22 protein-coding genes and 1 other annotated feature are annotated in these 24,108 nt (G+C 50.0%); of the genes, 21 read left to right on the forward strand and 1 reads right to left on the reverse strand.

Going from position 1 to position 24,108, the window contains the following annotated elements:
• The first annotated feature begins 15 nt into the window (after positions 1–15).
• The 8 genes from SBI19_RS01690 (at position 16) to SBI19_RS01725 (ending at position 9,235) form a co-directional block, all read left to right on the forward strand.
• Positions 16–966 carry an ABC transporter permease gene (locus SBI19_RS01690; protein WP_317964464.1) on the forward strand — a complete coding sequence of 317 codons (951 nt, stop codon included), beginning with the start codon at positions 16–18 and terminating at the stop codon, positions 964–966.
• 11 nt (positions 967–977) lie between these two features.
• The gene (gene opp4C, locus SBI19_RS01695; RefSeq protein WP_317964465.1) at positions 978–1,946 is read left to right on the forward strand and encodes an oligopeptide ABC transporter permease; all 969 of its coding nucleotides are present in this window, start codon (positions 978–980) and stop codon (positions 1,944–1,946) included.
• A 75-nt stretch (positions 1,947–2,021) separates the two neighbouring features.
• Positions 2,022–3,722, forward strand: coding sequence for an ABC transporter substrate-binding protein (locus SBI19_RS01700; RefSeq protein ID WP_317964466.1), 1,701 nt, complete (start codon positions 2,022–2,024; stop codon positions 3,720–3,722).
• 14 nt (positions 3,723–3,736) lie between these two features.
• Positions 3,737–4,387, forward strand: a complete 651-nt coding sequence (locus tag SBI19_RS01705; RefSeq protein ID WP_317964467.1) for an SDR family NAD(P)-dependent oxidoreductase — start codon at positions 3,737–3,739, stop codon at positions 4,385–4,387.
• 54 nt (positions 4,388–4,441) lie between these two features.
• The gene (locus SBI19_RS01710; protein WP_317964468.1) at positions 4,442–5,653 is read left to right on the forward strand and encodes an MFS transporter; all 1,212 of its coding nucleotides are present in this window, start codon (positions 4,442–4,444) and stop codon (positions 5,651–5,653) included.
• Positions 5,654–5,816: 163 nt separating this feature from the next.
• Positions 5,817–6,773: an ATP-binding protein gene (locus SBI19_RS01715; RefSeq protein ID WP_317964469.1), complete on the forward strand. Its 957-nt coding sequence runs from the start codon at positions 5,817–5,819 to the stop codon at positions 6,771–6,773.
• A 28-nt stretch (positions 6,774–6,801) separates the two neighbouring features.
• Positions 6,802–7,671 carry a tetratricopeptide repeat protein gene (locus tag SBI19_RS01720; protein WP_317964470.1) on the forward strand — a complete coding sequence of 290 codons (870 nt, stop codon included), beginning with the start codon at positions 6,802–6,804 and terminating at the stop codon, positions 7,669–7,671.
• 94 nt (positions 7,672–7,765) lie between these two features.
• The gene (locus SBI19_RS01725; RefSeq protein WP_317964471.1) at positions 7,766–9,235 is read left to right on the forward strand and encodes a protein adenylyltransferase SelO; all 1,470 of its coding nucleotides are present in this window, start codon (positions 7,766–7,768) and stop codon (positions 9,233–9,235) included.
• A gap of 189 nt (positions 9,236–9,424) precedes the next feature.
• Here SBI19_RS01725 and SBI19_RS01730 read toward each other — a convergent pair whose 3' ends face one another.
• Positions 9,425–10,777 carry an MATE family efflux transporter gene (locus tag SBI19_RS01730; protein WP_317964472.1) on the reverse strand — a complete coding sequence of 451 codons (1,353 nt, stop codon included), beginning with the start codon at positions 10,775–10,777 and terminating at the stop codon, positions 9,425–9,427.
• A 189-nt stretch (positions 10,778–10,966) separates the two neighbouring features.
• Between SBI19_RS01730 and SBI19_RS01735 the strand changes: the two genes are divergently transcribed.
• From SBI19_RS01735 to kdpB, 13 genes are all read left to right on the forward strand, one after another.
• A complete protein-coding gene (locus SBI19_RS01735; RefSeq protein ID WP_317964473.1) occupies positions 10,967–11,860 on the forward strand; it encodes a TetR/AcrR family transcriptional regulator in 894 nt (297 codons plus the stop codon).
• Positions 11,861–11,915: 55 nt separating this feature from the next.
• Positions 11,916–12,410: a hypothetical protein gene (locus SBI19_RS01740; RefSeq protein WP_317964474.1), complete on the forward strand. Its 495-nt coding sequence runs from the start codon at positions 11,916–11,918 to the stop codon at positions 12,408–12,410.
• Between the two features lie 110 nt (positions 12,411–12,520).
• Positions 12,521–12,785, forward strand: a binding site (T-box leader).
• Between the two features lie 153 nt (positions 12,786–12,938).
• Positions 12,939–14,027 (forward strand): aspartate-semialdehyde dehydrogenase, encoded by a 1,089-nt coding sequence (asd, locus tag SBI19_RS01745; RefSeq protein ID WP_317964475.1) that lies wholly within the window; start codon positions 12,939–12,941, stop codon positions 14,025–14,027.
• Between the two features lie 139 nt (positions 14,028–14,166).
• Positions 14,167–15,438, forward strand: a complete 1,272-nt coding sequence (locus tag SBI19_RS01750; protein ID WP_317964476.1) for an erythromycin esterase family protein — start codon at positions 14,167–14,169, stop codon at positions 15,436–15,438.
• A 145-nt stretch (positions 15,439–15,583) separates the two neighbouring features.
• Complete coding sequence (locus SBI19_RS01755; RefSeq protein ID WP_317964477.1) at positions 15,584–16,093, forward strand: phosphoesterase; 510 nt, start codon at positions 15,584–15,586, stop codon at positions 16,091–16,093.
• A gap of 1 nt (position 16,094) precedes the next feature.
• A complete protein-coding gene (gene coaD, locus SBI19_RS01760; RefSeq protein ID WP_317964478.1) occupies positions 16,095–16,583 on the forward strand; it encodes a pantetheine-phosphate adenylyltransferase in 489 nt (162 codons plus the stop codon).
• A 21-nt stretch (positions 16,584–16,604) separates the two neighbouring features.
• Complete coding sequence (locus SBI19_RS01765) at positions 16,605–17,513, forward strand: aldo/keto reductase (protein ID WP_317964479.1); 909 nt, start codon at positions 16,605–16,607, stop codon at positions 17,511–17,513.
• Between the two features lie 49 nt (positions 17,514–17,562).
• Positions 17,563–17,850 (forward strand): DUF3817 domain-containing protein, encoded by a 288-nt coding sequence (locus tag SBI19_RS01770; RefSeq protein WP_317964480.1) that lies wholly within the window; start codon positions 17,563–17,565, stop codon positions 17,848–17,850.
• 288 nt (positions 17,851–18,138) lie between these two features.
• Positions 18,139–19,350: an MFS transporter gene (locus tag SBI19_RS01775; RefSeq protein ID WP_317964481.1), complete on the forward strand. Its 1,212-nt coding sequence runs from the start codon at positions 18,139–18,141 to the stop codon at positions 19,348–19,350.
• 133 nt (positions 19,351–19,483) lie between these two features.
• Positions 19,484–19,909: a hypothetical protein gene (locus SBI19_RS01780; protein ID WP_317964482.1), complete on the forward strand. Its 426-nt coding sequence runs from the start codon at positions 19,484–19,486 to the stop codon at positions 19,907–19,909.
• A gap of 353 nt (positions 19,910–20,262) precedes the next feature.
• Complete coding sequence (locus SBI19_RS29545; protein WP_350340444.1) at positions 20,263–20,340, forward strand: potassium-transporting ATPase subunit F; 78 nt, start codon at positions 20,263–20,265, stop codon at positions 20,338–20,340.
• A gap of 18 nt (positions 20,341–20,358) precedes the next feature.
• Positions 20,359–22,038: a potassium-transporting ATPase subunit KdpA gene (gene kdpA / locus SBI19_RS01785; RefSeq protein WP_317964483.1), complete on the forward strand. Its 1,680-nt coding sequence runs from the start codon at positions 20,359–20,361 to the stop codon at positions 22,036–22,038.
• 27 nt (positions 22,039–22,065) lie between these two features.
• Positions 22,066–24,096, forward strand: coding sequence for a potassium-transporting ATPase subunit KdpB (kdpB, locus tag SBI19_RS01790; RefSeq protein ID WP_317964484.1), 2,031 nt, complete (start codon positions 22,066–22,068; stop codon positions 24,094–24,096).
• The last annotated feature ends 12 nt before the right edge of the window (positions 24,097–24,108 follow it).

Below are 24,108 nucleotides of genomic sequence, written 5' to 3' on the forward strand. Positions count from 1 at the left end.
GGATGAGAGAATCGTATGCTGCCCTACATTACCAGGCGATTGATGATTTCGATTCCCGTTCTATTCGGTATTACGATCATCAGCTTCATGATTATGAAGTTGGCGCCGGGCAATCCGGTCGATATGCTGATCGATCCGAACACGCCGCCTGAATTGCTGCAGGCAAAGAAAGAAATGCTCGGCTTGAACAGCTCATTCGCCGTGCAGTATTGGCAGTGGATATTCGGCTTGTTTCATGGACAGCTGGGATACTCTTTCAGCTCATACGCACCGGTTGCATCGATCATCGGCGAACGTATCGGGCCAACCGTTCTGCTTGCTCTCACAGCACTGATAATAGGGCTGCTTATCGCAATACCACTAGGGATTGCGAGTGCTGTACGACATAACACGGCATTCGATCATACGATGACTGGACTTGCATTCATCGGGCTGTCGATCCCGCCATTTTTCCTTGGGCTTGGATTGATCTACCTGTTTACGCTGAAGGTACATTGGCTGCCGACAGGAGGGATGAGCACGTTAGGCGAAGGCGGCGGCATCGGCGATACGCTGCGTCATCTCATTCTGCCTGCTGCCGTTCTCGCTGTGGGCATTGTCGGGAAGAAAATCCGTTACATACGTGCCAGCATGCTGGATGTGCTTGGACAAGAATATTTGCGTACGGCAAGAGCGAAGGGCGTCCATGAATCGCTTGTGATCTACAAGCATGCACTCCGCAATGCACTGCTGCCGATTCTCACCGTATTCGGAACCGAGATTCCAGTCCTGCTGGGAGGCAGCATTCTAGTCGAGCAAATCTTCCAATGGCCAGGCATCGGCCAACTGACGATGCAATCCATTCTGTCGCGGGATTATCCGACCTTGATGGCATTGAATCTCGTAGCTGCTGTTATTGTTCTGGCATCGAATCTCATTACGGACATTCTTTATTCGATTGCTGATCCGCGAATCCAGTACAGATGAGGGTGGAGCAAATGCGTGCTAGCGAACTAGAACTGCATCATACAACAGTCGCTGAAGCGAATTCACCATCCGCGGCTGGACTGCGTCAGCGCTTGGATGCAGACGATTCTATATCGGGCAACGATATTGAGATTCATCCATCGGCAGGCTACCTTCGACAGGTGGCAGGACGCTTCTCCAAGCATCGACTCGCCGTTATCGGGCTGCTGGTTACCTTGCTGCTCATCGTGTGCGGCATATTTGCACCGCTGCTTACACCGCATTCGCCATATGCTGTGACAGCCGCATTCTCAGCGGCGCCGTCTGCAGACCATTGGCTCGGCACCGATCAAGTTGGCCGAGACGTGCTGAGCCGTCTTATTGCAGCGTCGCGCGTCTCCTTGATCGTTGGTTTCTCGACCGTTGGATTATATGTCGCATTCGGCACACTCGTCGGACTTATCTCTGCTTACGTTGGCGGATGGCTCGATATGATCGTTATGCGAGTAACGGATATGTTCATGGCTTTTCCGTTCCTAATGGTTATTCTGGTCGTCGTCAGTGCCATCGGCGCTAGTCTTACGACGATTATTATGGTCCTGGCGCTGTTCTCTTGGCCTGCGGTCGCTCGTCTTGTCAGAAGCAGCGTCTTATCGCTTAAACAGTTGGATTATATTAAAGCGGGTCGGGCGCTAGGCTACAGCGCACCGCGCATCTGGTTCCGACATCTGCTGCCGAACGCGATGGGACCGATCATCGTTAATGCCACCTTCGGCATAGCGAGCGCTATTATGAGCGAGGCGGGACTTAGCTTTCTCGGCATGGGTGTTCAGCCGCCGACTGCAAGCTGGGGCAATATGCTCAGCGACGCGCAATCACTGACCGTGTTGACCGATCAGCCATGGCTATGGGTGCCGGCTGGAACGATGCTTTTAATTACGGTGCTGGCGATCAACTTCGTCGGCGATGGACTGCGCGATGCGCTCGATCCGAAGAGCTGACGACATTTGACTCATTGATTATCACAATTAAAAAGACTTCACCGACCATCTGCACCAAACAAGGAGGAATCCCCGTTGAAATTTTCGTTACGCTTATTCACGCTTACGTTGATCACTGCACTGCTCGTTCTCGTATCTGCCTGCGGCAGCGATAACGACAAGCAAGCAAGCTCCGAACAGACGGAGAGCAAGGATACTGCGAAGACTGCTGCCGATGCACCTGCGAAGACGGACGCCGCCACGAATGCTGCATCTACAACCCCTGCTAAGGATAAGGTTGTTACGATCGGTATCGTGAATTCGCCTCCTACGCTTAACCAGATTAATGATCAGGGCGATTCCGCGTCCAGAACCGTATTGGCATTGATCAACGATGCGCTGCTTGATATTAATACGTCCTTCGAGTTTCTGCCGAAGCTGGCAGAATCCGTGGAGACGACTGACAATCAAACTTATGTAGTAAAGCTGAATCCGAATGCGGTGTGGAATGACGGTCAGCCCTTCACGACAGCGGATGTTCGGTTCACGCTGCTAACGGCGCTCAATCCGAAGGTGGAGAGCTCGTTCCGATTGAACTTTATCGAAGGAACGAACGATGCCGGCAAGTTGGAGGAGGGACAAACCGAGCTGTCAGGTCTGAAGATTGTCGATGAGCATACATTCGAGGTGAAAACGAAGACGCCGATCGACCCGAACATTTTCAAGGAGACGTTCGCGACGAAGGTGTATTTCATTCCTGAACATGTGTTGAAGGATGTGGCCCCGGACCAGCTGGCGACGAACGCGTATTTTCAAAAGCCGGAAGTGACGATCGGCGCCTTCAAGTTCGCGGACTTCAAGAAGGATCAATATACAGAGGTTGTACGCAACGACAACTACTACCGACCAGTTGCGAAGCTGGACAAAATCTACGTCAAAGTACTGCCGGCGACGAACCTGATCGCCCAGCTGCAGACGGGAGACATTCAAATGAACTCGCTGCCGGTCGGACTTATTCCGATCACAGACTATGAGAAGGTGAAGGCGCTCACTAATGTAACGGTGGATTCGAGCGGTCCTTCCGAGCCTGCGGAGCTGTTCTTTAACAATAAGACGATCAATGACGTTAAAGTTCGACAAGCGATTGCTTATGCGCTCAACCGTCAGCTTATTGTCGAGCAGCTGCTTAAAGGGCAGGCAGACGTGATTGATGGCAGTGTTCCAAGCGACAATCCTTACTATAACAAGGATATTCAACTGGTTACTTACGATCCGGACAAAGCGAAAGCGCTGCTGAAGGAAGCGGGCTGGGATTCGAACAAGACTCTTCGATTCCTCGTGCCTGCGGGCAATAAAATCCGCGAGCAAGCCTCGGACATACTCGTTCAGAACTTGAAGGATGCCGGCTTAAAGGTGGAAGTGCAGAAATTCGACTTCAGCACGCTCATTCAGAAGGTGCTCAAGGACGAATACGATCTGACCATCTTCAACCGTGACTATTACATCGAACCAAGCAACTATTTCTCGTTGTTCAAGAGCGATAACGCGAACAACTTCATTCACTACAATAACCCGCAGGCCGACGAGCTGATCACCAAGGGCTCAACTGAATCGGATCCGGCCAAACGTCACGAGATTTACAATCAATTGCAGCAAATCTTGCATGATGATCTTCCGACGCTCAGCATCTATTCGGAGAAAAGACTTCAAGCGGTATCTAACCTGGTAGTAGGCGGCAAGCCGCTCAACTTAGGCACGTTCAATAATGTGAATGAGTGGGATTTGACCACAAATTAAAAGGAGCGATTACTATGAGTCAGCAAGTTCTCGTTATCGTCGGTGCAGGTCCAGGCGTTAGTTCGGCAGTAGCACGCAAATTTGGTTCCAACGGCTTCCGCGTCGTACTCGTCGCTCGCAATCCGCTATCGCTCGAGGTGCTCGCAAGCGAGCTTCACGATCAATCAGTAGAAACGTATACAGTTGCTGCAGATGCTTCGAAGCCGGATTCGATCGCCGAGGCATTCCAGCACATTCGCGAGCAATTCGGCACGCCGGACGTATTGTTGTATAATGCAGCCTACATCTCGAGAGCCGCCATTTCTTCTCTAGACGAACAGCAGCTAATCGACGAGTTCAAAGTGAATGTTGTGGGTGCTTTGTCGAGCGTCAAAGCGGTCATTCCTGCTTTCCGTGCTCGCAAGGAAGGCACGATTCTTATTACGGGAGGCGGATTGGCTCTCTCGCCTAATCCAGAATATGCATCCTTGTCGATCGGCAAAGCGGGCGTACGATCGCTTGCCTTGTCACTCGCGCAAGAGCTGCAGCCTGACAACATCTATGTAGGTACGGTCACGATCAGCGGCTATGTTGCGAAAGGAACGGCTTACGATCCGGATGAAATCGCCAATAAGTATTGGGAGCTGTATCAACGACGCGATCAGACCGAATTCGTATACGCATAATGTCTCGTAATCATAAAAGCAATAGAGCAGCATGACCGAATGGGGGAGCAGTGCTTGGAACTATGGAAGCGTAACTTATACATCTTATGGATCGGTTTATTCCTCAATCATATGTCTTACACGCTGTCCGTTCCGTTCTTCCCCCTGTTCCTGAACCAAGACTTAGGAATTGAGAGCGGACTGGAAGTGTGGGCAGGGGTATCGATCTCGATCAGTTTCCTAATCAGCGGGTTGTGTGCGCCGTTCTGGGGATCGCTCGCGGACCGATATGGAAGCAAGCTTATGCTGTTCCGTTCAGGCGTCGGACTCGCGCTGGCGCATCTGGCGAATTTCTTCGTCTATGATCCTATCACTTTCATTATGGTGCGGATATTCCAAGGACTCATGGCGGGCTTCAGTCCTGCTTCAATCACCTTCGTCGGAACGAATACGCCGGAGAAGCATGTCGGATATGCGCTCGGCGTTATATCGACCTCGACAGCGGCGGGGAGCATTATCGGTCCGCTTGCGGGAGGCGTCTTGTCTCAATGGGTAGGCTTGCGCGGCTGCTTCATTGCTTCTGCCATCATCACTTTGATCTCCGCGTTGATCGTGCTAGGTGTGAAGGAGATTCATCGCCGTCGGTCGACAGAACGTACGAGTGTCATACAGGATGTGAAGCGGGCTGCATCCAATCCGAAGCTGTTGCGCATTTTCGGGCTCATTATGCTTGTCTCGACTTCCGTGCTTATCCTGGAGCCGCTAATTACGATTTATGTCGTTCATCTTGGCGGCAGCGCAAGCCGAGCAACGTTAAGCTCGGGCATCGTCTTCTCTGCAGTTGGTGCAGCGACGGTCATAATGGGGTCGCGCTGGGGGAGAATAGGCGGGCGAATCGGCTATAGCAGAACGCTGTTCATCGGCTTGATTGGCGGCGGCCTAGGCAATTTGCTTCAGATGTTCGTACACAATCTGATTGGCTTCGGCTTGCTGCGATTCAGCTACGGATTGTTCTTCGCTGCCGTGTTTCCGGCGCTTAATGCGCTCATTATTCAGCATGTGGATCACAATTTCCGAGGCCGGGCAGTCAGTCTGAGCCAATCCGCCAATCAATTCGGCATTGTGGTAGGACCATTGCTTGGCGGCATTCTCGGCGGTTGGATCGGTATTCCGTATGTATTCTTGTTAACGGGCATTGCCTTGTTAGCAGCTGCATGGTCGGTTAGAGGAGCGATGTTGTTCAAACCGATCGTACATGAGCAGCATGCGGCGAGCAGCGACACATGAGAGAATGGTGACAATCGTATCGTTGAATAAAGAGGCCGAGCAGAATGCTGCTCGGTCTTCTTTTGATAGAATTGGTAGAGAAGATAGGTGCTTCTATTGTAATATGAGGATAAGTGAATTTATGGAATTGCCCTTAGAATCGAGAATTAAAGGAGCGAATAACATGTCGGATCATGATGAACTTGCAGAGCGCAGGCGTAAAAATATGAAGCTTATTCAATTCAATAAAGATGATCATTCGCTGGTCGAATCCGACAAGCCGAAGGAAACTTTCGCCGATGTCGGCGGGCTGGAAGAAGTTAAGAAGAAGATTCGAATGAACTTCATTCTTCCGCTCAAACAACCGGAGATGTTCGCTGCTTACGGAAGAGAGGCGGGCGGAAGTCTATTATTATACGGTCCTCCGGGCTGCGGTAAGACATTCCTCGCGCGCGCGGTAGCCGGTGAGATCGATGCCAATTTCATGCATATCGAGCTTCAAGCGATTCTGTCGATGTGGGCAGGTCAGAGCGAGCATAATTTGCATGATATTTTCGAAAAGGCGCGGTTGAATAAACCTTGTGTAATCTTCATCGACGAACTGGATGCCATGGGCGGTTCTCGTCATCAAATGCGTCAGCATCACGATCGGATGCTTGTGAACCAGCTGCTGCTGGAGCTCGACGGTTTGCAATCACAGAATGACAATGTATTCGTGATCGGTGCGACGAATACGCCGTGGTATCTGGATTCCGCATTGCGTCGTCCAGGCCGGTTCAATCATCTCGTATTTGTACCGCCGCCAGAAGAGGCTGAACGGGAAACGATCTTGCAGCTTAAACTCGCTGGCAAGCCGCTCGGATCAGTCGATCTGAAGAAGATTGCCGCGGATACGAAGTTATTCTCCGGCGCAGATCTCGAACAGGTTATTCAAGATGCCGTAGAATCCGCAATGGAGAGAATGTTCGAATCAGGCGAGATCGAACCTGTCACTCAGAATGATCTGAAGGCTGCCCTGAAATCACGTAAAGCAACGACATTGGAATGGTTCTCCACTGCTCGCAATTACGCGACATTCAGCGATGTGAATAAGGACTACCAGATTATTCTGGATTATATGAAGAAGCATGGGGTTAAGTAGCAATGATCTAGAGAGGAGCCAGCAGGTCGTGTACGATTCGAAAGTTCAAGCGCTGCGCGCGGTGTATCAACTGATTGAGTGGCGAAGATATAAAGAAGCGCTTCAAGAAGTGGAACAGCTGCTTCGAGAACAGCCGGAAGATCCAGATTTGTTCGCGTTGCTTGGGCAAATCTACTTGGGTATGAGCGATACCGAGAAGGCGCTGCACTGGTCTGATGAAGCGCTGAAGCGTGATCCCGATCATCAAGTGGCGTGGTATGTACGGATTGTTGTTTATTATGAACGTCAGGATGAGGCTGCATTCTACGAGGCATTGCCTGAAGCGCAACGAATCGATCCGTATGAGACGAGCTATCACTTCTATCATGCCAATCTGTTGAACAAGAAAGGCAAATTCAAGGAAGCGAAGGAGAAGATTCTGCAAGCCCTTGAGATTAATGCGGAATCTCCCATCTTATTAGCAATACTCAGCTATACCGAAGCATTGCTGAACAATATGGCTGAGAGCGCTCGATTGGATCGTCAGGCGATTAAATACGATAGCGAGAATCCTCAAATCTTACTCTATTTGGCTTGGGCAGCGGGACTTCGCGGTGACTATAAGCTTCAAGAAACGTATATGAGGACCGTCGTTCGGATCAATCCGGAAGAGAAGCAGTACCGGGATGAATATTTGGCGGCGCTGCAGCAGAGTCAGCTTCTTTATCGTATTGTGCTGTGGCCAACACGAATTCTGAGAAAGATGCAACCGTGGCAAGTTCTCATCACGTGGGTGATAGCCGGCATTATTTTCCGACCATTATTGCTTGGGTTCATCGTACTGTATGTCGCAACGCATTGGATTACCAAAGGCATTGTGCATGTTCGCGTATTCGGCTGGGGCCGCAGAGGTGCTTGAGAAGAAGCACGGCGCGAAATAAGTGTCCATAGTACTGCCCATACTAAATGAGGTTAGCGTGGGTTTCGAACAAGGGCTTCAAGAAGGAGATACGATGACCAATACAAAGGCAGGATGGAACTTCGACAATAGCTATGCCCGTCTCCCTGATAACTTATTTGCTAAGGTGAGTCCGACTGAAGTGGAGGACCCTGCGATTGTTGTTGTCAATGAGCCGCTGGCAGCTTCGCTTGGGCTGCATGCAGAAGTGCTGCGCAGCTCCAACGGAACTGCAATATTCGCAGGCAATGCGCTTCCTGAAGGCTCGGAGCCAATTGCTCAAGCTTACGGCGGACATCAATTCGGTCACTTCAATCGGCTCGGGGATGGCCGTGCTGTTCTGCTGGGCGAACAGATTACACCAGACGGTGAACGGTTCGATATTCAGCTCAAAGGCTCCGGCCGGACGCCATATTCCCGAGGCGGCGATGGGCGAGCGGCACTCGGGCCGATGCTGCGCGAGTATATCATCAGCGAAGCGATGCATGGGCTAGGCATTCCGACGACACGCAGTCTTGCGGTCGTGACGACAGGTGAAGCGATCTATCGCGAAACGGCGCTTCCAGGCGCTGTGCTGACGCGTGTAGCAGCGAGTCATCTGCGTGTGGGCACATTCCAGTTCGCTGCCCAATGGGGAACGCAAGATGAGCTTCGCGAGCTTGCGGACTATGCGCTGCAGCGACATTTTGCAGAGGTGGATACTGAGGAAGGGGACAATCGTTATCTCGTGCTGCTGCGGAAGGTTGCTGAGCGGCAAGCGGCATTAATTGCGAAATGGCAGCTGGTCGGCTTCATTCATGGCGTCATGAACACCGATAATATGGCGATCAGCGGCGAGACGATCGATTACGGGCCATGTGCATTCATGGATGCGTTCGACTCGGCGACGGTATTCAGCTCGATCGATACGCAAGGCCGTTATGCGTACGGCAATCAGCCGCGTATAGGCGCATGGAATCTTGCACGACTTGCGGAGGCGCTGCTGCCGCTGCTGCACGAGGATGATGACGAAGCCGTGCGGCTTGCTCAGGACGTGCTCGAGCATTATATGGATCGATACCACCAGCATTGGCTTGCAGGCATGCGCGCTAAACTGGGACTGGCAGATACAGAGCAAGAGGATGAAGCGCTGATCCAAGAGCTGCTCGCGATGATGCAGAAGACGAAGGCAGATTATACGAATACGTTCGTCGCGCTTACGTTCGACCGATTCGATGGACTTCCGCTTGCTGAACATGAGGATTTCGCTGCATGGCTGGATCGCTGGCTGGTGCGAAGAGGGCGGCAGGCTGCAACGCTGGATGATGCGCATCAGTTGATGCGGCGCAGTAACCCTGCTGTCATTCCTCGCAATCATCGGGTGGAGGAAGCGCTGGATGCAGCCGTCAAGAACGGCGATTACAGTGTAATGGAGAGGCTGCTGAATGCGCTGGCGCATCCGTTCGCGCATTCAGCAGAGCAGGTTGAATATGCCGTTCTGCCCGAGCAGCAGAACTGTAATTATCGGACGTTCTGCGGAACTTAAGAACAAAGAAGAAGGCCGGATACATTGGCCTTCTTCTTTGTGTTGTCCATTGATTGTCTAATATCTCAAGGCGAGAGGGTTTCCTAATAGGAAGCAATCTAAGTTACATATTATAAATTATGTTACCTATTATGGATTATAATGCCGCACTAGAACAGATGTGTGGGGGAGTGGATCGCCTTTCTCCCTCTACTGAGCGAGTTGTTCCAAGTCCGGCTGCAGCTTGTTCCGTAGGACATACAGCATAACGGCACCAACCAGGAACGCGACGACATCTGAAATGACGAGGGACCAGACGACTCCGTGGAAGCCGTTTATTCGATTGGCGATGAACAACACCGGAATCAGGGTAATGCCTTGAATAATGGACATGACGAATGCGGCGGTTCCTTGCGCTGTTGCTTGGAATATCCCTGTGAACAACGAAGTCATCCCGGTAATGAACAACGATAAGAACGTTACATGCAGAATATAGCTGCCCATTTCAATTAATTGCGGGTCATTCGTGAACAGGCCGATTAAGTGATCGGAGATCAGATAGACGATAACGCCGAACATGACTGCTAAAGCCAAGATCGCTTTTATTGTAAAAGAAATGGTGTGCTTCATACGCAGTTTGTTCGCTGTATAAGAGAAGGCAATGAGCGGTACGACGCCCTCGCATAAACCCATTAATATAACCTCAGGAAACTGCAGTAACCTTGATGAAATGCCGAAGCCGGCGACGGCTTGCTCCCCATATTCGACCAGATAACGATTGAAGATGAGCGACATTGCACCTAGGAAGATACTCATAATAAATACGGGAACCCCGATTTTGAATACATTGCTGAGAATCACCTTATTCGTCTTGAACCACCGGATGGACACCGTTAAGAATTGGCTCTTAGACTTAATATGGAAGACGTAGAATGCACTCGCAGCAAAATTCGCAATGATCGTAGCAGACGCAACGCCAATAATGCCCCAATGGAAGACGAAGATAACGAGTGTATCGAGAATAATATTAACGACCACACTCAAGATCATACCGATCATAGACGTTATTGCTGCACCCTCCGAGCGTACGATATTCTCCAGCGTGAAGAATAAGACGATGAATGGCGAACCGATAATCATAATCGTGACATAGTCCTTCGTAAAGCTGAAGGAGTCTGGCGTCGCACCTAAGCCACGAACGATTGAATCGATTAATGGGAGGCCTGCAGCCATCAAGATAAGTCCGAGCGCTAAACTGCTGTAGAAGGCGAAGGAGGAGACATGTTTTACGTCATCGTATTGTCTATCACCAAGCAATCGGGAGATGAATGCACTGCTGCCGATGCCAATCAAGTTGCCCAGCGCCATAATGGCTGCAAATAACGGCAAGGTTAACGCGAGTGCGGTTAACATCGCTGTATTGTTAAGCGTACCGAGGAAAAAGGCGTTTAAGATGGAATAAACGACAGACATGGACATGCCCAGCATCATCGGCACAGCGAAGTGTGCGACGGCCTTGGCGATTGGTGCTTTCTCAAAGTAATGAAGGTTTTCAGTATTCATGTTGGTCACCACGATCCTTATATAGTTTGGATTTTAGACATTGTATATACAGTCGGTCTAAAATTGAACTGACAGTTCACGAGGTTTATATTAAACTTGCTTGAATGAAAAATCAATAAGAAAATATACATCGAGTTTATTTATGTATTTGCTGTACAAACTGTTATAATGACTGAAAGGGGGATCACGATGCAGGTTAAGAAATCGGATATTATAACTACGGCAATCCGTCTCTTCATTGAACAGGGTTATCACGCCACGTCGATTCAGGACATTTTGGACCAATCCAATATATCAAGGGGCACTTTCTATAAACATTTTCAAACAAAGGGAGAGCTGCTTCGGGAAGCGCTGCTGTATTCGGAAGAACGAATGTATGCGGATCGTGATCGGCTCTTAATTGGTGAGGAGGAAACGAACAAGGAGCTTTTCATTCGTCAGCTGGAAGTGATGATGACCTATCGCGTAGAGAATAACATCAACGCTCTGATTATGGATGCTGTCGTTTCCAACGATAACGAAATTCATGCTTTTCTCAAAGATATCAGGCAGCAATGGGTGTCTTGGTTATATGTAAGGCTGGGACAGATTTTTCCTGAATATCGGGATTATCTTGCGGATGCTACGATGTTGTTGACCGAAACGTTACATAATGCCAGTCAAATTAACGCGATGATCAAACGACCGAAATCCATGTACGAGATATGCGATTATTGTTTTAGTCTCGGTGAAGAAGTACTGTCATCTCTCAAACATAAACACATAAAACTCTTCGACAATGAAGAGTTTGAACAGACTTTATTAAGCGGAGAACAAACCAATTTTCCTTACAACGATCTCGCGCTGAGTACAGGCAATTTGAAGAAATTAATTGAGAAATCCGCTGGAAGCAGTGAGCATAAACAATTCGCCATCGATTTATTACAATTCGTACAGGATGAAGCGGTGTCTGACAATCCGCGGAAGGCTGTCGTATCAAACGCTCTTAATACCTTGATGAATGTAGATGAGCTTAAACAATCGAATGAATTAGTCGTCTACATGGATACATTAAGAAAACTGGGGTTTGAACCATTAGGGTGAATCAGTCTTCATGCAGTGGTGAAAGTGGAGAGTTGGAAAAGGAGGGCAAAGCGAAGTGTTGAGAAAAATGGTTCTGTTGCTGGTTTTCACTGCGCTTCTAGCTATTCCCGTTGTGTCAGCAGCCAAAGCTGATCAGTCGAATGACACTTACGAAGAAGCTGACACTTCGATCGATGCACAGTTTCTTGCCAATTCTAACATAATGCTGCATAAACCGAAGGAGCGAGCTGTTACGTCGGAGAAGGATGCAATCCAATCAGCATCTACCTATTTTCCCTTATCTTCAATGGCAAAGAGCATAAAGGTGGAGTATCAACTGATAACGGCACCGATTCAATCCTTCTCCGAATCAGCCATTCGCAAGAACGATAAGCTGAAAGTGAATGGACTGCGCGATACGCCTGTCTATATCGTGACGTTCACGGGTGTGTCGTTTCCGGCAGCGGGCGGTAATGTTGCTGGCAGCGACGCAGAACGTGTTATTTTCACCGAAAATAATGTCGTTGTCGATGCGACTTCCGGAGAAGTGTTATTCTCATTCAGTCATTAATCAATGAGTTCGGGTTAGCCTGACTTTCGACAAGAAAGATTAAGGTGATGAAATATTTTTTCAAAAAATGGTTTACCAGACGGTAAAAATTTGATACGCTATAGCCAATATTAAATGCGATGAAGAGAAGAGTAGATAAACGAAGGCTTACACAGAGAGCTCCGGCAGCTGGAAAGGAGCAAAGCGCTGTTTATCGAAAAAAGGCTCAGAGCAGCACGTCGGAACTATCTTGGATAGGGGTGGCGTGACAGGAGCTCCTGTTACAGAGCTGGAGTATAAGCTTTGCGATTGCAATGCCGTACTCGACGAGGCTGACAACGGTGACGTTGCAGCGAATCTAGGGTGGTACCATGAGAATATAATCTCATCCCTAAGACTTTAATATAAGTCTTGGGGGTGGGATTTTTTTGTTGTTCCAGCGCAATACCGAATAGTCTACAATGAAGACATTGAGAATGTCGAATGTGGTCCAGAATCGAAATGAACTCCATATCATACTTGTGTATAAAGGAAAGGATTGAACGATAAATGGCAAACAAATTGAAAGTTGGTATCGTTGGCGGAACGGGCATGGTGGGTCAACGTTTCGTGGAACTTCTGAATAATCACCCATGGTTCGAAGTAACGTCCATCGCAGCAAGCGCAGGCTCCGCAGGCAAAACGTACGAGCAATCCGTACAAGGCCGCTGGAAGCTGGAAACGCCGATTCCGGACGCTGTTAAGCAAATCGTCGTACAAGACGCTTCGAAAGTAGAAGAAGTGGCAAGCGGCGTTGACTTTATTTTCTGCGCGGTAGATATGAAGAAAGACGAAATCAAAGCGTTGGAAGAAGCTTACGCGAAGACGGGTACGCCAGTCGTATCGAACAACTCGGCTCACCGCTGGACGGCTGACGTGCCGATGGTTATTCCGGAAATCAACCCGAGCCACCTCGAGGTTATCGAAGCGCAGCGCAAACGTCTCGGTACGTCGACGGGCTTCATCGCGGTTAAACCGAACTGCTCGATCCAAAGCTACGTGCCAGCGCTGAACGCGCTGCTCGACTTCAAACCGAAGACAGTCGTTGCTTCGACATACCAAGCGATCTCCGGTGCGGGCAAGAACTTCACGGACTGGCCTGAAATGCTCGACAACGTTATCCCTTACATTGGCGGCGAAGAAGAGAAAAGCGAGCAAGAGCCGCTTCGCATCTGGGGCAGCGTAGAAGACGGTCAAATCGTCAAAGCAAGCGAACCGCAAATCACGACGCAGTGTATCCGCGTACCGGTAACGGACGGTCACTTGGCGACGGTATTCGTGAAATTCGAGAATGCACCAACGAAGGAAGAAATTCTGAGCCGTTGGGCAAACTTCAAAGGTCGTCCGCAAGAGCTCGAGCTGCCAAGCGCACCGAAGCAATTCATCACGTACTTCGAAGAAGAAAACCGTCCACAAACGAAGCTCGACCGCAACATCGAGAACGGCATGGGCGTATCCGTGGGTCGTCTGCGCGAAGACTCGCTGTACGATTTCAAATTCGTTGGCCTCTCGCACAACACGCTTCGCGGCGCAGCTGGCGGCGCGGTTCTGATCGCAGAGCTGCTCAAGGCCGAAGGCTACATTCAACCAAAAGCTTAATAGCTGGTTATACAAGAGCAAGCGACCTGATTGATTCAGGCGCTTGCTTTTTTTGCGTGCTGTATAGGATGTATGACTTCGGTACAAACTTCACAAGGAAATCTAGGCAGAGATCGGGCACTGTGAAGGAGCGAATGTGATGGAAAAAGATGTGCTGGAAGCCATACGCAAGCTTGCGATGCCTTATACGAGAGCAGATGATGCAAGCACTTCTATATTGCTTGAACATGTGAAGGAAGCGACTTTCGTGCTGCTCGGCGAAGCCTCGCACGGTACGTCAGAGTTCTACACCGATCGTGCGGCAATATCGAAACGGCTGATCGCGGAGCAAGGATTTCGGTTCATTGCAGTTGAAGGAGATTGGCCTGCTTGCTATACGCTGAATCGATATGTGAAGGGTTTGGACGACAGCGTTACAAGCGCGCAACAAGCGCTGCGTGACTTCGAACGTTGGCCGTCTTGGATGTGGGCCAATCGGGAAATTGTCGAGCTTGCAGAGTGGCTTCGGGAATATAACGCCAACAAGACGGAAGAAGATAAGGTCGGCTTCTACGGCATCGATATGTACAGCATGTGGGAATCGATGGTGGCTTTGTTAGATTACCTTGAGTCAAAGCCAGGCGCCGATCTCGAAGCGGCGAAGCGCGCTTTCGAATGTTTCGAGCCGCATGGACGGGATGAGCAGCGATACGGGGCATCCTCAGCTCTGTTCGGAGAAGGCTGTGAAGATGAGGTTATTGCGCTGCTGCGCAGGCTGCAGGATAAGTGGCAGCATGCCGGGCCAGAAGATCGGGAGAGCCTGTTCAGCGCCGAGATGAATGCGTTGGCTGTTGCTGGCGCAGAGTCGTATTACACGACGATGATCCGTCATGACGCTCATTCATGGAACGTTCGGGATCGCCATATGGTGACGGCGCTCGAACGGTTGATGGCGTTCCATGGAGATGGTGCCCGTGCGATTGTGTGGGAGCATAATACGCATATCGGCGATGCGAGGGCAACGGATATGGCCGAGGACGGAATGGTTAATGTAGGACAGCTGTTGCGGGAGAAATACGGGGACAAGGTATTCGCAATCGGCTACGGAACGTATGCGGGTACCGTTATTGCTGGACGATCGTGGGGGATGGAGCTGGAAGTGATGCCGGTGCCTCGAGCGATGGCGAAGAGCTGGGAGGAGCTGCTGCATCGGGTCAGTTCCGCGGATAAGCTGCTGCTGTTCAGAGGTACAGAGCCATCGATTCTTGATGAGGTGACGGTCGGACACCGAGCAATTGGCGTGGTATACCATCCCGAGCGTGAGCGTGGGAATTATGTACCGTCTGTCATGACGCAGCGGTATGATGCGTTTATTTATTTTGATGAGACAAATGCATTGTCGCCGTTGTCGAGAGAAGTGGTTCACACGTAATTGTAATAAGGGTTTAAAGCCGCTTCAAACGCGGCTTTTTCTTATTTTATAGCTGAGGTGATATATTGCTAATTCATGGATACTCGTATACGCTAGTTTACAAGATTGCGAGAGATTCTGATGAATGGTAGAGGAGTGGGCGTTCATGTCGAAAGTATTTTTCATATCGGATCATCATTTTGGTCATAAACATATTATTGATTTCGAATCGCGGCCATTCAAGGATGTCGACGAAATGAACGAAGTCATGATCGAGAAGTGGAATGCCGTTGTCGGCAAGCAGGATAAAGTGTTCCACCTCGGCGATTTCTCGTTCTTGAATAAAGAGAAAACGCAGGCGATTGTGTCGCGCTTGAACGGGTACAAAATTCTTATTCTCGGCAATCATGATCGGGGCCGCTCCAGAGCTTGGTGGCTTGATGCAGGCTTCGATGAGGTGAGCGAATACCCGATTATTTATAAGGATTTCTTCTTCCTGTCCCATGAACCGATGTATATGAATTTCCACATGCCGTATGTGAATGTCCATGGCCACATTCATTCGCAGAAGTATGAAGGAATCAACTACTTCAATGTGAGCGTCGAGCATTGGGACTATACGCCGTTGACGTTCGAGCAGATCCGAGACAGCGTCGTGCCAAGCGAGGAGCAGTAGGATGAAGGTCGTATACGCCGGAAGCTTCGATCCTGTCACGCTTGGTCATATCTCAGTCATTGAACGGGCGGGCCATCTGTTCGATGAGGTGCACGTCGTAATCGCTAATAATCGCAGCAAGAAGCATCAGTTCACCATCGAGCAGCGGACAGAGCTCGTGAAGCTGTCGATTGCTCATATGACGAATGCGGTCGTCGTCCCGTTCGAGGGCATTACGGCAGACTATGTCAATGACAATGGCATTGCCGCTGTTATTCGGGGCATACGCAATTCAACTGACCTCGAATACGAGCTGCAACTGGAGCAATACATGAGAAGCACGTCGAATGCGGACACGATCTATTTGTCTCCGTATACGAAGGATATTCAGACGAGCAGCTCGCTCGTGCGGATGTTCATACAATCGAACAAAATCGATAAAGCCAGAGACTATATGAATCCTGATGCGTATAACCAGATGGTTGCATTCATTCAATCTTTACGAAATTAGCTGCATGGAGGAAAGCAAATAATGAAACAAAATCAATTAGGTCGATCGGACCTGTATGTCAGTGAAATTGGACTTGGCTGCATGTCTCTCGGAACGGAGGAGAACAAGGCCGTATCAATCATTGACGAGGCATTGTCGCTCGGTATCAACTTCTTGGATACTGCTGATCTGTACGATGCAGGTCGCAACGAGGAGCTTGTTGGACAAGCGATTCGTCATCGCCGCAACGAGATTGTTCTTGCAACCAAAGTAGGCAACCGCCGTATTGAAGGTCAGGATGGATGGTCATGGGACCCGTCAAAGGCATACATACTTGATGCGGTAAAAGAGAGTTTGCGCAGACTCGGAACCGACTATATCGATCTGTATCAGCTGCATGGCGGCATGCTGGATGACCCGATCGACGAGACGATTGACGCCTTCGAGACGCTTAAGAAGGAAGGCCTTATTCGTCATTACGGTATCTCGTCGATACGTCCGAATGTCATTCGCGAGTACGTCAAGCGTTCGAACATTGTAAGCGTAATGAATCAGTACAGCATGCTGGACAGAAGGGCGGAGGAGAGTGTGCTGCCGCTGCTCGGTGAACATGGCGTCGGATTAATTGCGCGTGGTCCATTAGCAGGAGGTATTCTGACGGATCGTGGTGGGGCAAAGGCAGATCGTATTTATCTGGATTACACGGCGGATGAGCTGCCTCGTGTTCGACAGCAGCTGCTGGAGCTGACGGATGATCATTACACGCTGGCTCAGCTCGCGATCCGCTACTCACTGAGCGATCCGGCAGTTAGCGTCGTTATTCCAGGAGCAAGCAGCATCGAGCAGCTTCGTCTGAACGTATCGGCAGCGGAAGCACCGCCGCTTACAACGGAGATGATTGCGGCCGTTCGTGCGATCACAAGACCGAATACGTACACTGCTCATAGATAATGGGTGAATAACAGCAGCAACAAGACGAACATACGGGGAGAGTTTTAACGTGCAGCAAACTTCATTACGATTGTTTACATGGATCAGTTATTTGGAAGGCTTGTCATTCTTAACATTGCTCTGCATTGCAATGCCTCTGAAGTATATGGCGGATCGGCCGGAATTCGTAACGATAGTCGGCATTATTCATGGCTTTCTGTTCGCGCTTTATTTGTTGGCAATTGCTGGCATGGCAATACGATTCCGTTGGCGTCTGCTGCGTGTAATTGGCGGGATTATTGCGGCATTTTTGCCTTTTGGCCCTTTCCTATTCGACCGACGCATCAAACGAGATTAACAAGAACAACACATCATGTGAATGGATACACTTCAACTTTCCTGTTGTGGCGCCAAGCCGAGAGGAGAGAACGTGTTCGGATAGACCGTTTAATCTGATTCAATCTAAGGCGATAACAAATTTGAAGAACCTTATCTGCCGCGCATTTCGCGCGAAGGATAAGGTTCTTTTGCATGCATGCAGACCTTGGTTACAACATTTGGGATTGACGGGAGCGCAAATTCAAGCTAAATTAATTTAGTAAATTAGTAATTTAGTAAATAAGTAAATGAGGAGTTGTTGTTCAACATGTGGTCCAATCGTTACGTCCGAACGATCTTCCTGTCGAGGCTGCTGCTGCATCTTGGGATTTGGATTCGGAATTATGCCGTCCTGCTCTATGTGACAGACATCACACATAACAATGCAGTTGACGTGTCGCTCATATCGGCTGCGGAGTTCGCGCCGATCTTCTTGTTCGCGCTCATTGGCGGAACGGTCGCCGATCGTTGGCAGCCGAAGCGTACGATGGTATGGAGTGATCGACTGTCTGCATTATCGGTTGTCGCGGTGCTGATTGCGCTTATTTATGGGGGATGGGTATCGCTGCTTGTTGGTTCTTTCGTGTCCGCGAGCTTATCGCAATTCTCGCAGCCATCCGCCATGAAGCTGTACAAACAGCATGTGCCAGGTGATCAACTGCAGCGTGTGATGGCGATGTATCAGACACTCGTAGCGATCTTCATGGTGCTTGGTCCAGTCGTCGGGACGTTTATTTACATCCAGCTCGGCATTCATGCATCGCTTATTATTACAGCGATATTGTTCTTCAGTGCATCGATCATTCTTGCAACGCTTCCAAGAGATATCGAGGAGAAGCGGACGGACGCATCGGGCAGCTTCTACAAGGAGCTTAAAGCAGGGATGAGCTATATTACTTCCAACCCCACGCTTCGCACGCTAGGACTTACTTTCGGGGTGGTCGGTCTCGCATCAGGCGTGACGCAGCCGCTTCAAATCTTTATCGTTATCGAACAGCTAGGACTAGAGAAGTCGTTCCTGCAGTGGGTGGTGATGACGAGCGGTGCTGCGATGCTTGTAGGAGGAGCGGTCATCATGAGTATTGCGAAGAAGGTGAAGCCTCAGTTGCTGCTTATGTTCGGTCTGCTAGTTTCGGCGGTATGTACGGTTGCCATTGGAGCATCGACGATGATTTGGCTTTCACTCATTCTGGTCTTCATAAGCGGATTGGTTTATCCGTGCATTCAAGGTGGTATCCAGACGCTTATCGTAAGGAATACCGAGATGGCCTACATGGGTCGTGTATCGGGTGCCATCATGCCGATCTTCATGGGGATGATGGTACTGGGGATGTTCTTATCGGGGGTGCTTAAGAAAGCATTCTCGCTGCTAGCGGTGTTTGAACTAAGCGGAGTGTTAATCGTTATAGGCGCATTGATGCTGCTTCCGCTCGTAAGGGTGAGACGGAAGCAAGCGAACAATAACACTGCCGCAGGCTGATTGCCGCCATTGTTAGTGGATCTATGCAGAGGCTGCCGAATTGGCGGCCTCTTTATTTTATTAGTACAACGGGTTTGTTCACTTGAAACATTGGAGAAGATGGCGTCGTTTAATCAACATAGGAGAAACGTGTATGAAGTTAGGAAGGATGGTGAGTGTGCTGATAAAAGTTTGGGTTTCTATCCTGATCATGTTTGCCTTAATCGGCTGCAAGCCGAATACAACGAATTCTCTGGTTCATCGAGAGCCTGTCATTACAGGCAATGTTACTAGTATTAAAGTGACGACAAATTTCAAGAGCGAGCAGACAGCTCGAATAACGGATCAAGTGCGAATCGATAGAATTACGCAATCCATTAATGAAGCGAAGAGGGAAGACGTTAGCGATGTAGTGATGGAGATTGGACCGGACGCAAGAATGATGTTTTACTACGGCGAAGAGGTTTCAACCACGGTTAGCTTCTTTAGTGATCGTCCTGCTTTCGGCGTATTCTGGAGTCATGAGGGTCATACTTATTTTATCGATACGAATTTTACGTTGAAGGATTTGTTTAACTGACAGCACAAACGAAACGCCAAACAGCGGCAGTCAAGGACTTGTATGAAGTCCGAGGCTGACGTTTTTTTGTTATCCATTGACGATGAACTAAGCGCGACGTTGGCGAAAAGGCTCGATTTTTATACTTTTTTTATACCGAGAGGGGTTATCTTTACCCACGATTTATCCAATCCCGTTCTATGATTGCACTGTAGCAAGTGAACAACTGGAAACTGTTCGCGAGAGAACAATTGGAGGTTGAAAGAGATGATTGACGTTGGCATGGTCGTACTCCTCGCATGCACGTTCGGACTGTTCTATGGTTTCGTCCAATGGTGCAGCCGCGTGGTGGATGGGGAAGGAGAGGAAACATCATGATTGTCATATTGGGCTCTGCCGTTCTGATCTTCATCTATTTAGTCTTTGCACTCATTTATCCAGAGCGATTCTAGACAAAAGGAGGATGTCGGATGGGCATCTTGCAAATTGCCGTCGTCCTAGTGGTGCTTGTATTACTCGTTAAGCCGCTTGGAACGTACGTTTATCATGTTTTCTCGAATGAATCGAATAAGACGGATCGCATCTTCGGTCCAGTTGAACGAGTCATCTATCGATTGATCGGGCTTCGCCATCGAGAGGGAATGTCTTGGAAGAAATACGCCGGTGCGTTGCTGCTTACGAACGCAGCGCTTGCACTGATCAGTTACCTGATCCTGCGCATGCAGTCCATACTGCCGTTCAATCCGAACGACGTAGGCGCGATGGAGGAGACGCTTTCGTTCAATACGGTCATCAGCTTCATTACGAACACGAACTTGCAGCACTATAGCGGGGAATCGGGCTTGTCCTACTTCGCGCAGATGGCGGTCATTATGATGATGATGTTCACATCCGCAGCAACAGGCTTCTCTGCTGCGATCGCATTCATACGCGGTATTACAAGCAGAGGCAATACGATCGGCAACTTCTTCATCGATTTCGTGAAGGCGCACACGCGGATATTCCTGCCGGCGGCGATTGTAGTAACGATGATTCTGGTTGCCCTCCATGTGCCGCAGACGCTGCAATCGACATTAACAGTGACGACCCTCGAGGGCGCTGTGCAAAATATCGCGATCGGTCCGGTCGCCTCACTCGAATCGATTAAGCATCTTGGCACGAACGGCGGCGGCTTCTTCGGTGCCAACTCGGCGCATCCCTTCGAGAATCCGAATCCATTGACGAATGTCATTGAGATTTTGTCCATGTGGGCACTTCCGGCTGCACTTCCATATACGTATGGACGATTCGCCCGCAATCGCAAGCAGGGCTGGGTTATATTCAGTGCGATGATGGCGTTGTTCCTCGTATTCCTTGCAACGGTGTATACGTCAGAGCTGTACGGCAATCCCGTGATGAACGAGCTCGGCATCGACGCATCGCAGGGCAGCATGGAAGGGAAAGAAGTCCGGTTCGGCATTCCGCAATCGGCTCTGTTCACAGCTGTAACGACAGCCGCTACGACCGGAACGGTCAACAACATGCATGACACGCTGACACCGCTTGGCGGATTAGTCCCATTGGCTGAGATGATGCTCAACTGCGTATTCGGGGGCAAAGGCGCTGGTCTAATGAACATGCTTATGTATGCCATTATAGGTGTTTTCATCGCGGGTCTGATGGTAGGTCGTACGCCTGAATTTCTCGGCCGGAAAATCGAGCCTCGAGAGATGAAGCTCATCGCCATCGCTATTCTGATCCATCCGCTCATCATTCTCGGACCTACGGCGATTGCATTCTTAACCGATCTGGGCAGCGGCGCGATCAGCAATGCGGGATTCCATGGCATCTCGCAGGTGCTCTATGAGTACACGTCATCAGCGGCGAACAACGGCTCCGGCTTCGAAGGCTTGGCGGATAATACTTCGTTCTGGAATATCACGACAGGCCTCGTTATGCTGCTCGGACGTTATGTCTCCATGATCGCAATGCTCGCCGTTGCTGGATCTTTCGCTCGTAAGCAAGGGGTGCCGGAGACGATTGGTACGCTGCGTACGGATAATCGTTGGTTCGTCGGTATACTGATCGGAACCGTACTCATCATCGGCGCGTTGACTTTCCTGCCTGCCATTGCGCTTGGACCAATCGCAGAGCATCTGACACTTGGTTAAAATGAAGGACGAGGTGACCTAATCGTTATGCAATCAACCCGAAAATCTATGCTGACATCATCCATTCTCAAGGATGCCATATTGGACAGCTTCAAGAAACTGAATCCGATTACGATGATGAAGAATCCCGTCATGTTCGTCGTAGAAGTCGGTACGTTCATCGTACTGCTAACGGTACTGCTGCCAGAATTTATGGGTTCCAGCGGACATGTAGGCTTTAACTTGACTGTCTTCCTCATTCTGCTTGTCACGGTTCTGTTCGCGAACTTCGCGGAGGCACTTGCGGAAGGAAGAGGCAAAGCGCAAGCTGATTCACTCAAGAAGTCCAAACAACAGCTATCCGCCAATAAGCGGACATTCAGCGGCATCAAGGTTGTATCTTCGACTGAGCTTCGCAAAGGCGATATCGTAATCGTCTCGCAAGGGGAGATGATTCCAGGAGACGGAGAAGTGATCGAAGGCTTGGCGTCTGTCGATGAATCAGCGATCACTGGCGAATCGGCACCTGTTATTAAGGAAGCAGGAGGAGACTTCAGCGCTGTAACTGGCGGTACGCGTGTCGTCAGCGACCAGATTGTCGTCCAGATCACCAGCGATCCTGGTGAATCATTCCTCGACCGGATGATAGTCCTTGTTGAAGGCGCGCAGCGGCAAAAAACGCCGAATGAGCTTGCGTTGAACACGCTGCTCATCAGCTTGACGCTTATCTTCCTCATCGTTGTCGTCACACTTGCGCCGATTGCACGCTATGCGGGTGTAGATCTTGAAGCGCCAGTGCTTATCGCGCTGCTCGTCTGCCTTATTCCCACTACAATCGGCGGGCTGCTGTCCGCCATCGGTATCGCAGGGATGGATCGGGTCACGCAATTCAATGTAATCGCGATGTCCGGCAAGGCGGTTGAAGCCGCAGGCGACATTAACACGATGATTCTTGATAAGACCGGAACGATCACATTCGGTAATCGGATGGCGAGTGCTTTCTTCCCTGTCGGCAAAGAATCGCTGGAGACCGTTGGCCTGTGGGCGGCGATCAGCTCGGTGAAGGATGAAACGCCAGAGGGCCAGTCCGTCATCGAGTTGATGCGCTCGGTGCAATATGATTTAGATCCATCAATCGCGGATGAGGCGGAATTCATCCCGTTCAAGGCGGAGACCCGTATGAGCGGTATTGATTTAAGGGATGGACGGCGAGTGCGTAAAGGTGCCACTGATGCAGTGAAGCAGTGGGTCAAGGAGCTAGGAGGAACGATTCCTGCTGACCTTGACGAGAAGAGCAATGCCATTGCATCGAAGGGCGGTACACCGCTTGCGGTAGCAATCGACAATCGAATCGTCGGCTTAATCTATTTGAAAGATACCGTGAAGCCTGGCATGCGCGAGCGGTTCGAACAGCTGCGCAAGATGGGGATCAAGACGATCATGTGTACCGGTGATAACCCGCTGACTGCGGCGACTATCGCGCTGGAGGCTGGCGTGGATGATTTCATAGCGGAGAGCAAGCCCGAGGACAAGATCGCCGTCATTCGCCGCGAGCAAGCGGAAGGAAAACTCGTTGCAATGACCGGTGACGGAACGAATGATGCGCCTGCATTGGCGCAGGCCGATGTCGGGCTCGCCATGAACAGCGGTACGATCGCTGCGAAGGAAGCGGCGAACATGGTCGATCTCGACTCGGACCCTTCGAAGATTATCGAGGTGGTCTCGATCGGCAAGCAGCTGCTTATGACCCGAGGCGCGCTGACGACGTTCAGTATTGCGAATGACGTGGCCAAATATTTCGCCATCATTCCCGCGATGTTCACAATTGCAATCCCGGAGATGACGGGACTGAACATTATGAATCTCGGTTCGCCAAGTTCCGCCATATTGTCGGCCTTAATTTTCAACGCCATCATCATACCGCTGCTTATTCCTCTCGCGATGAAAGGGATCGCATACAAGCCGATGAGTGCGATGAAGCTGCTCGGACGTAATATGACGGTCTATGGGCTCGGCGGTATTATTGCGCCATTCGTCGGCATTAAGCTGATTGACCTAGTCGTTCATCTATGGGTCTAGATCGAAAGGACG

The organism is Paenibacillus sp. CCS19, assembly GCF_033239625.1.
Lineage (GTDB): Bacteria > Bacillota > Bacilli > Paenibacillales > Paenibacillaceae > Paenibacillus_T.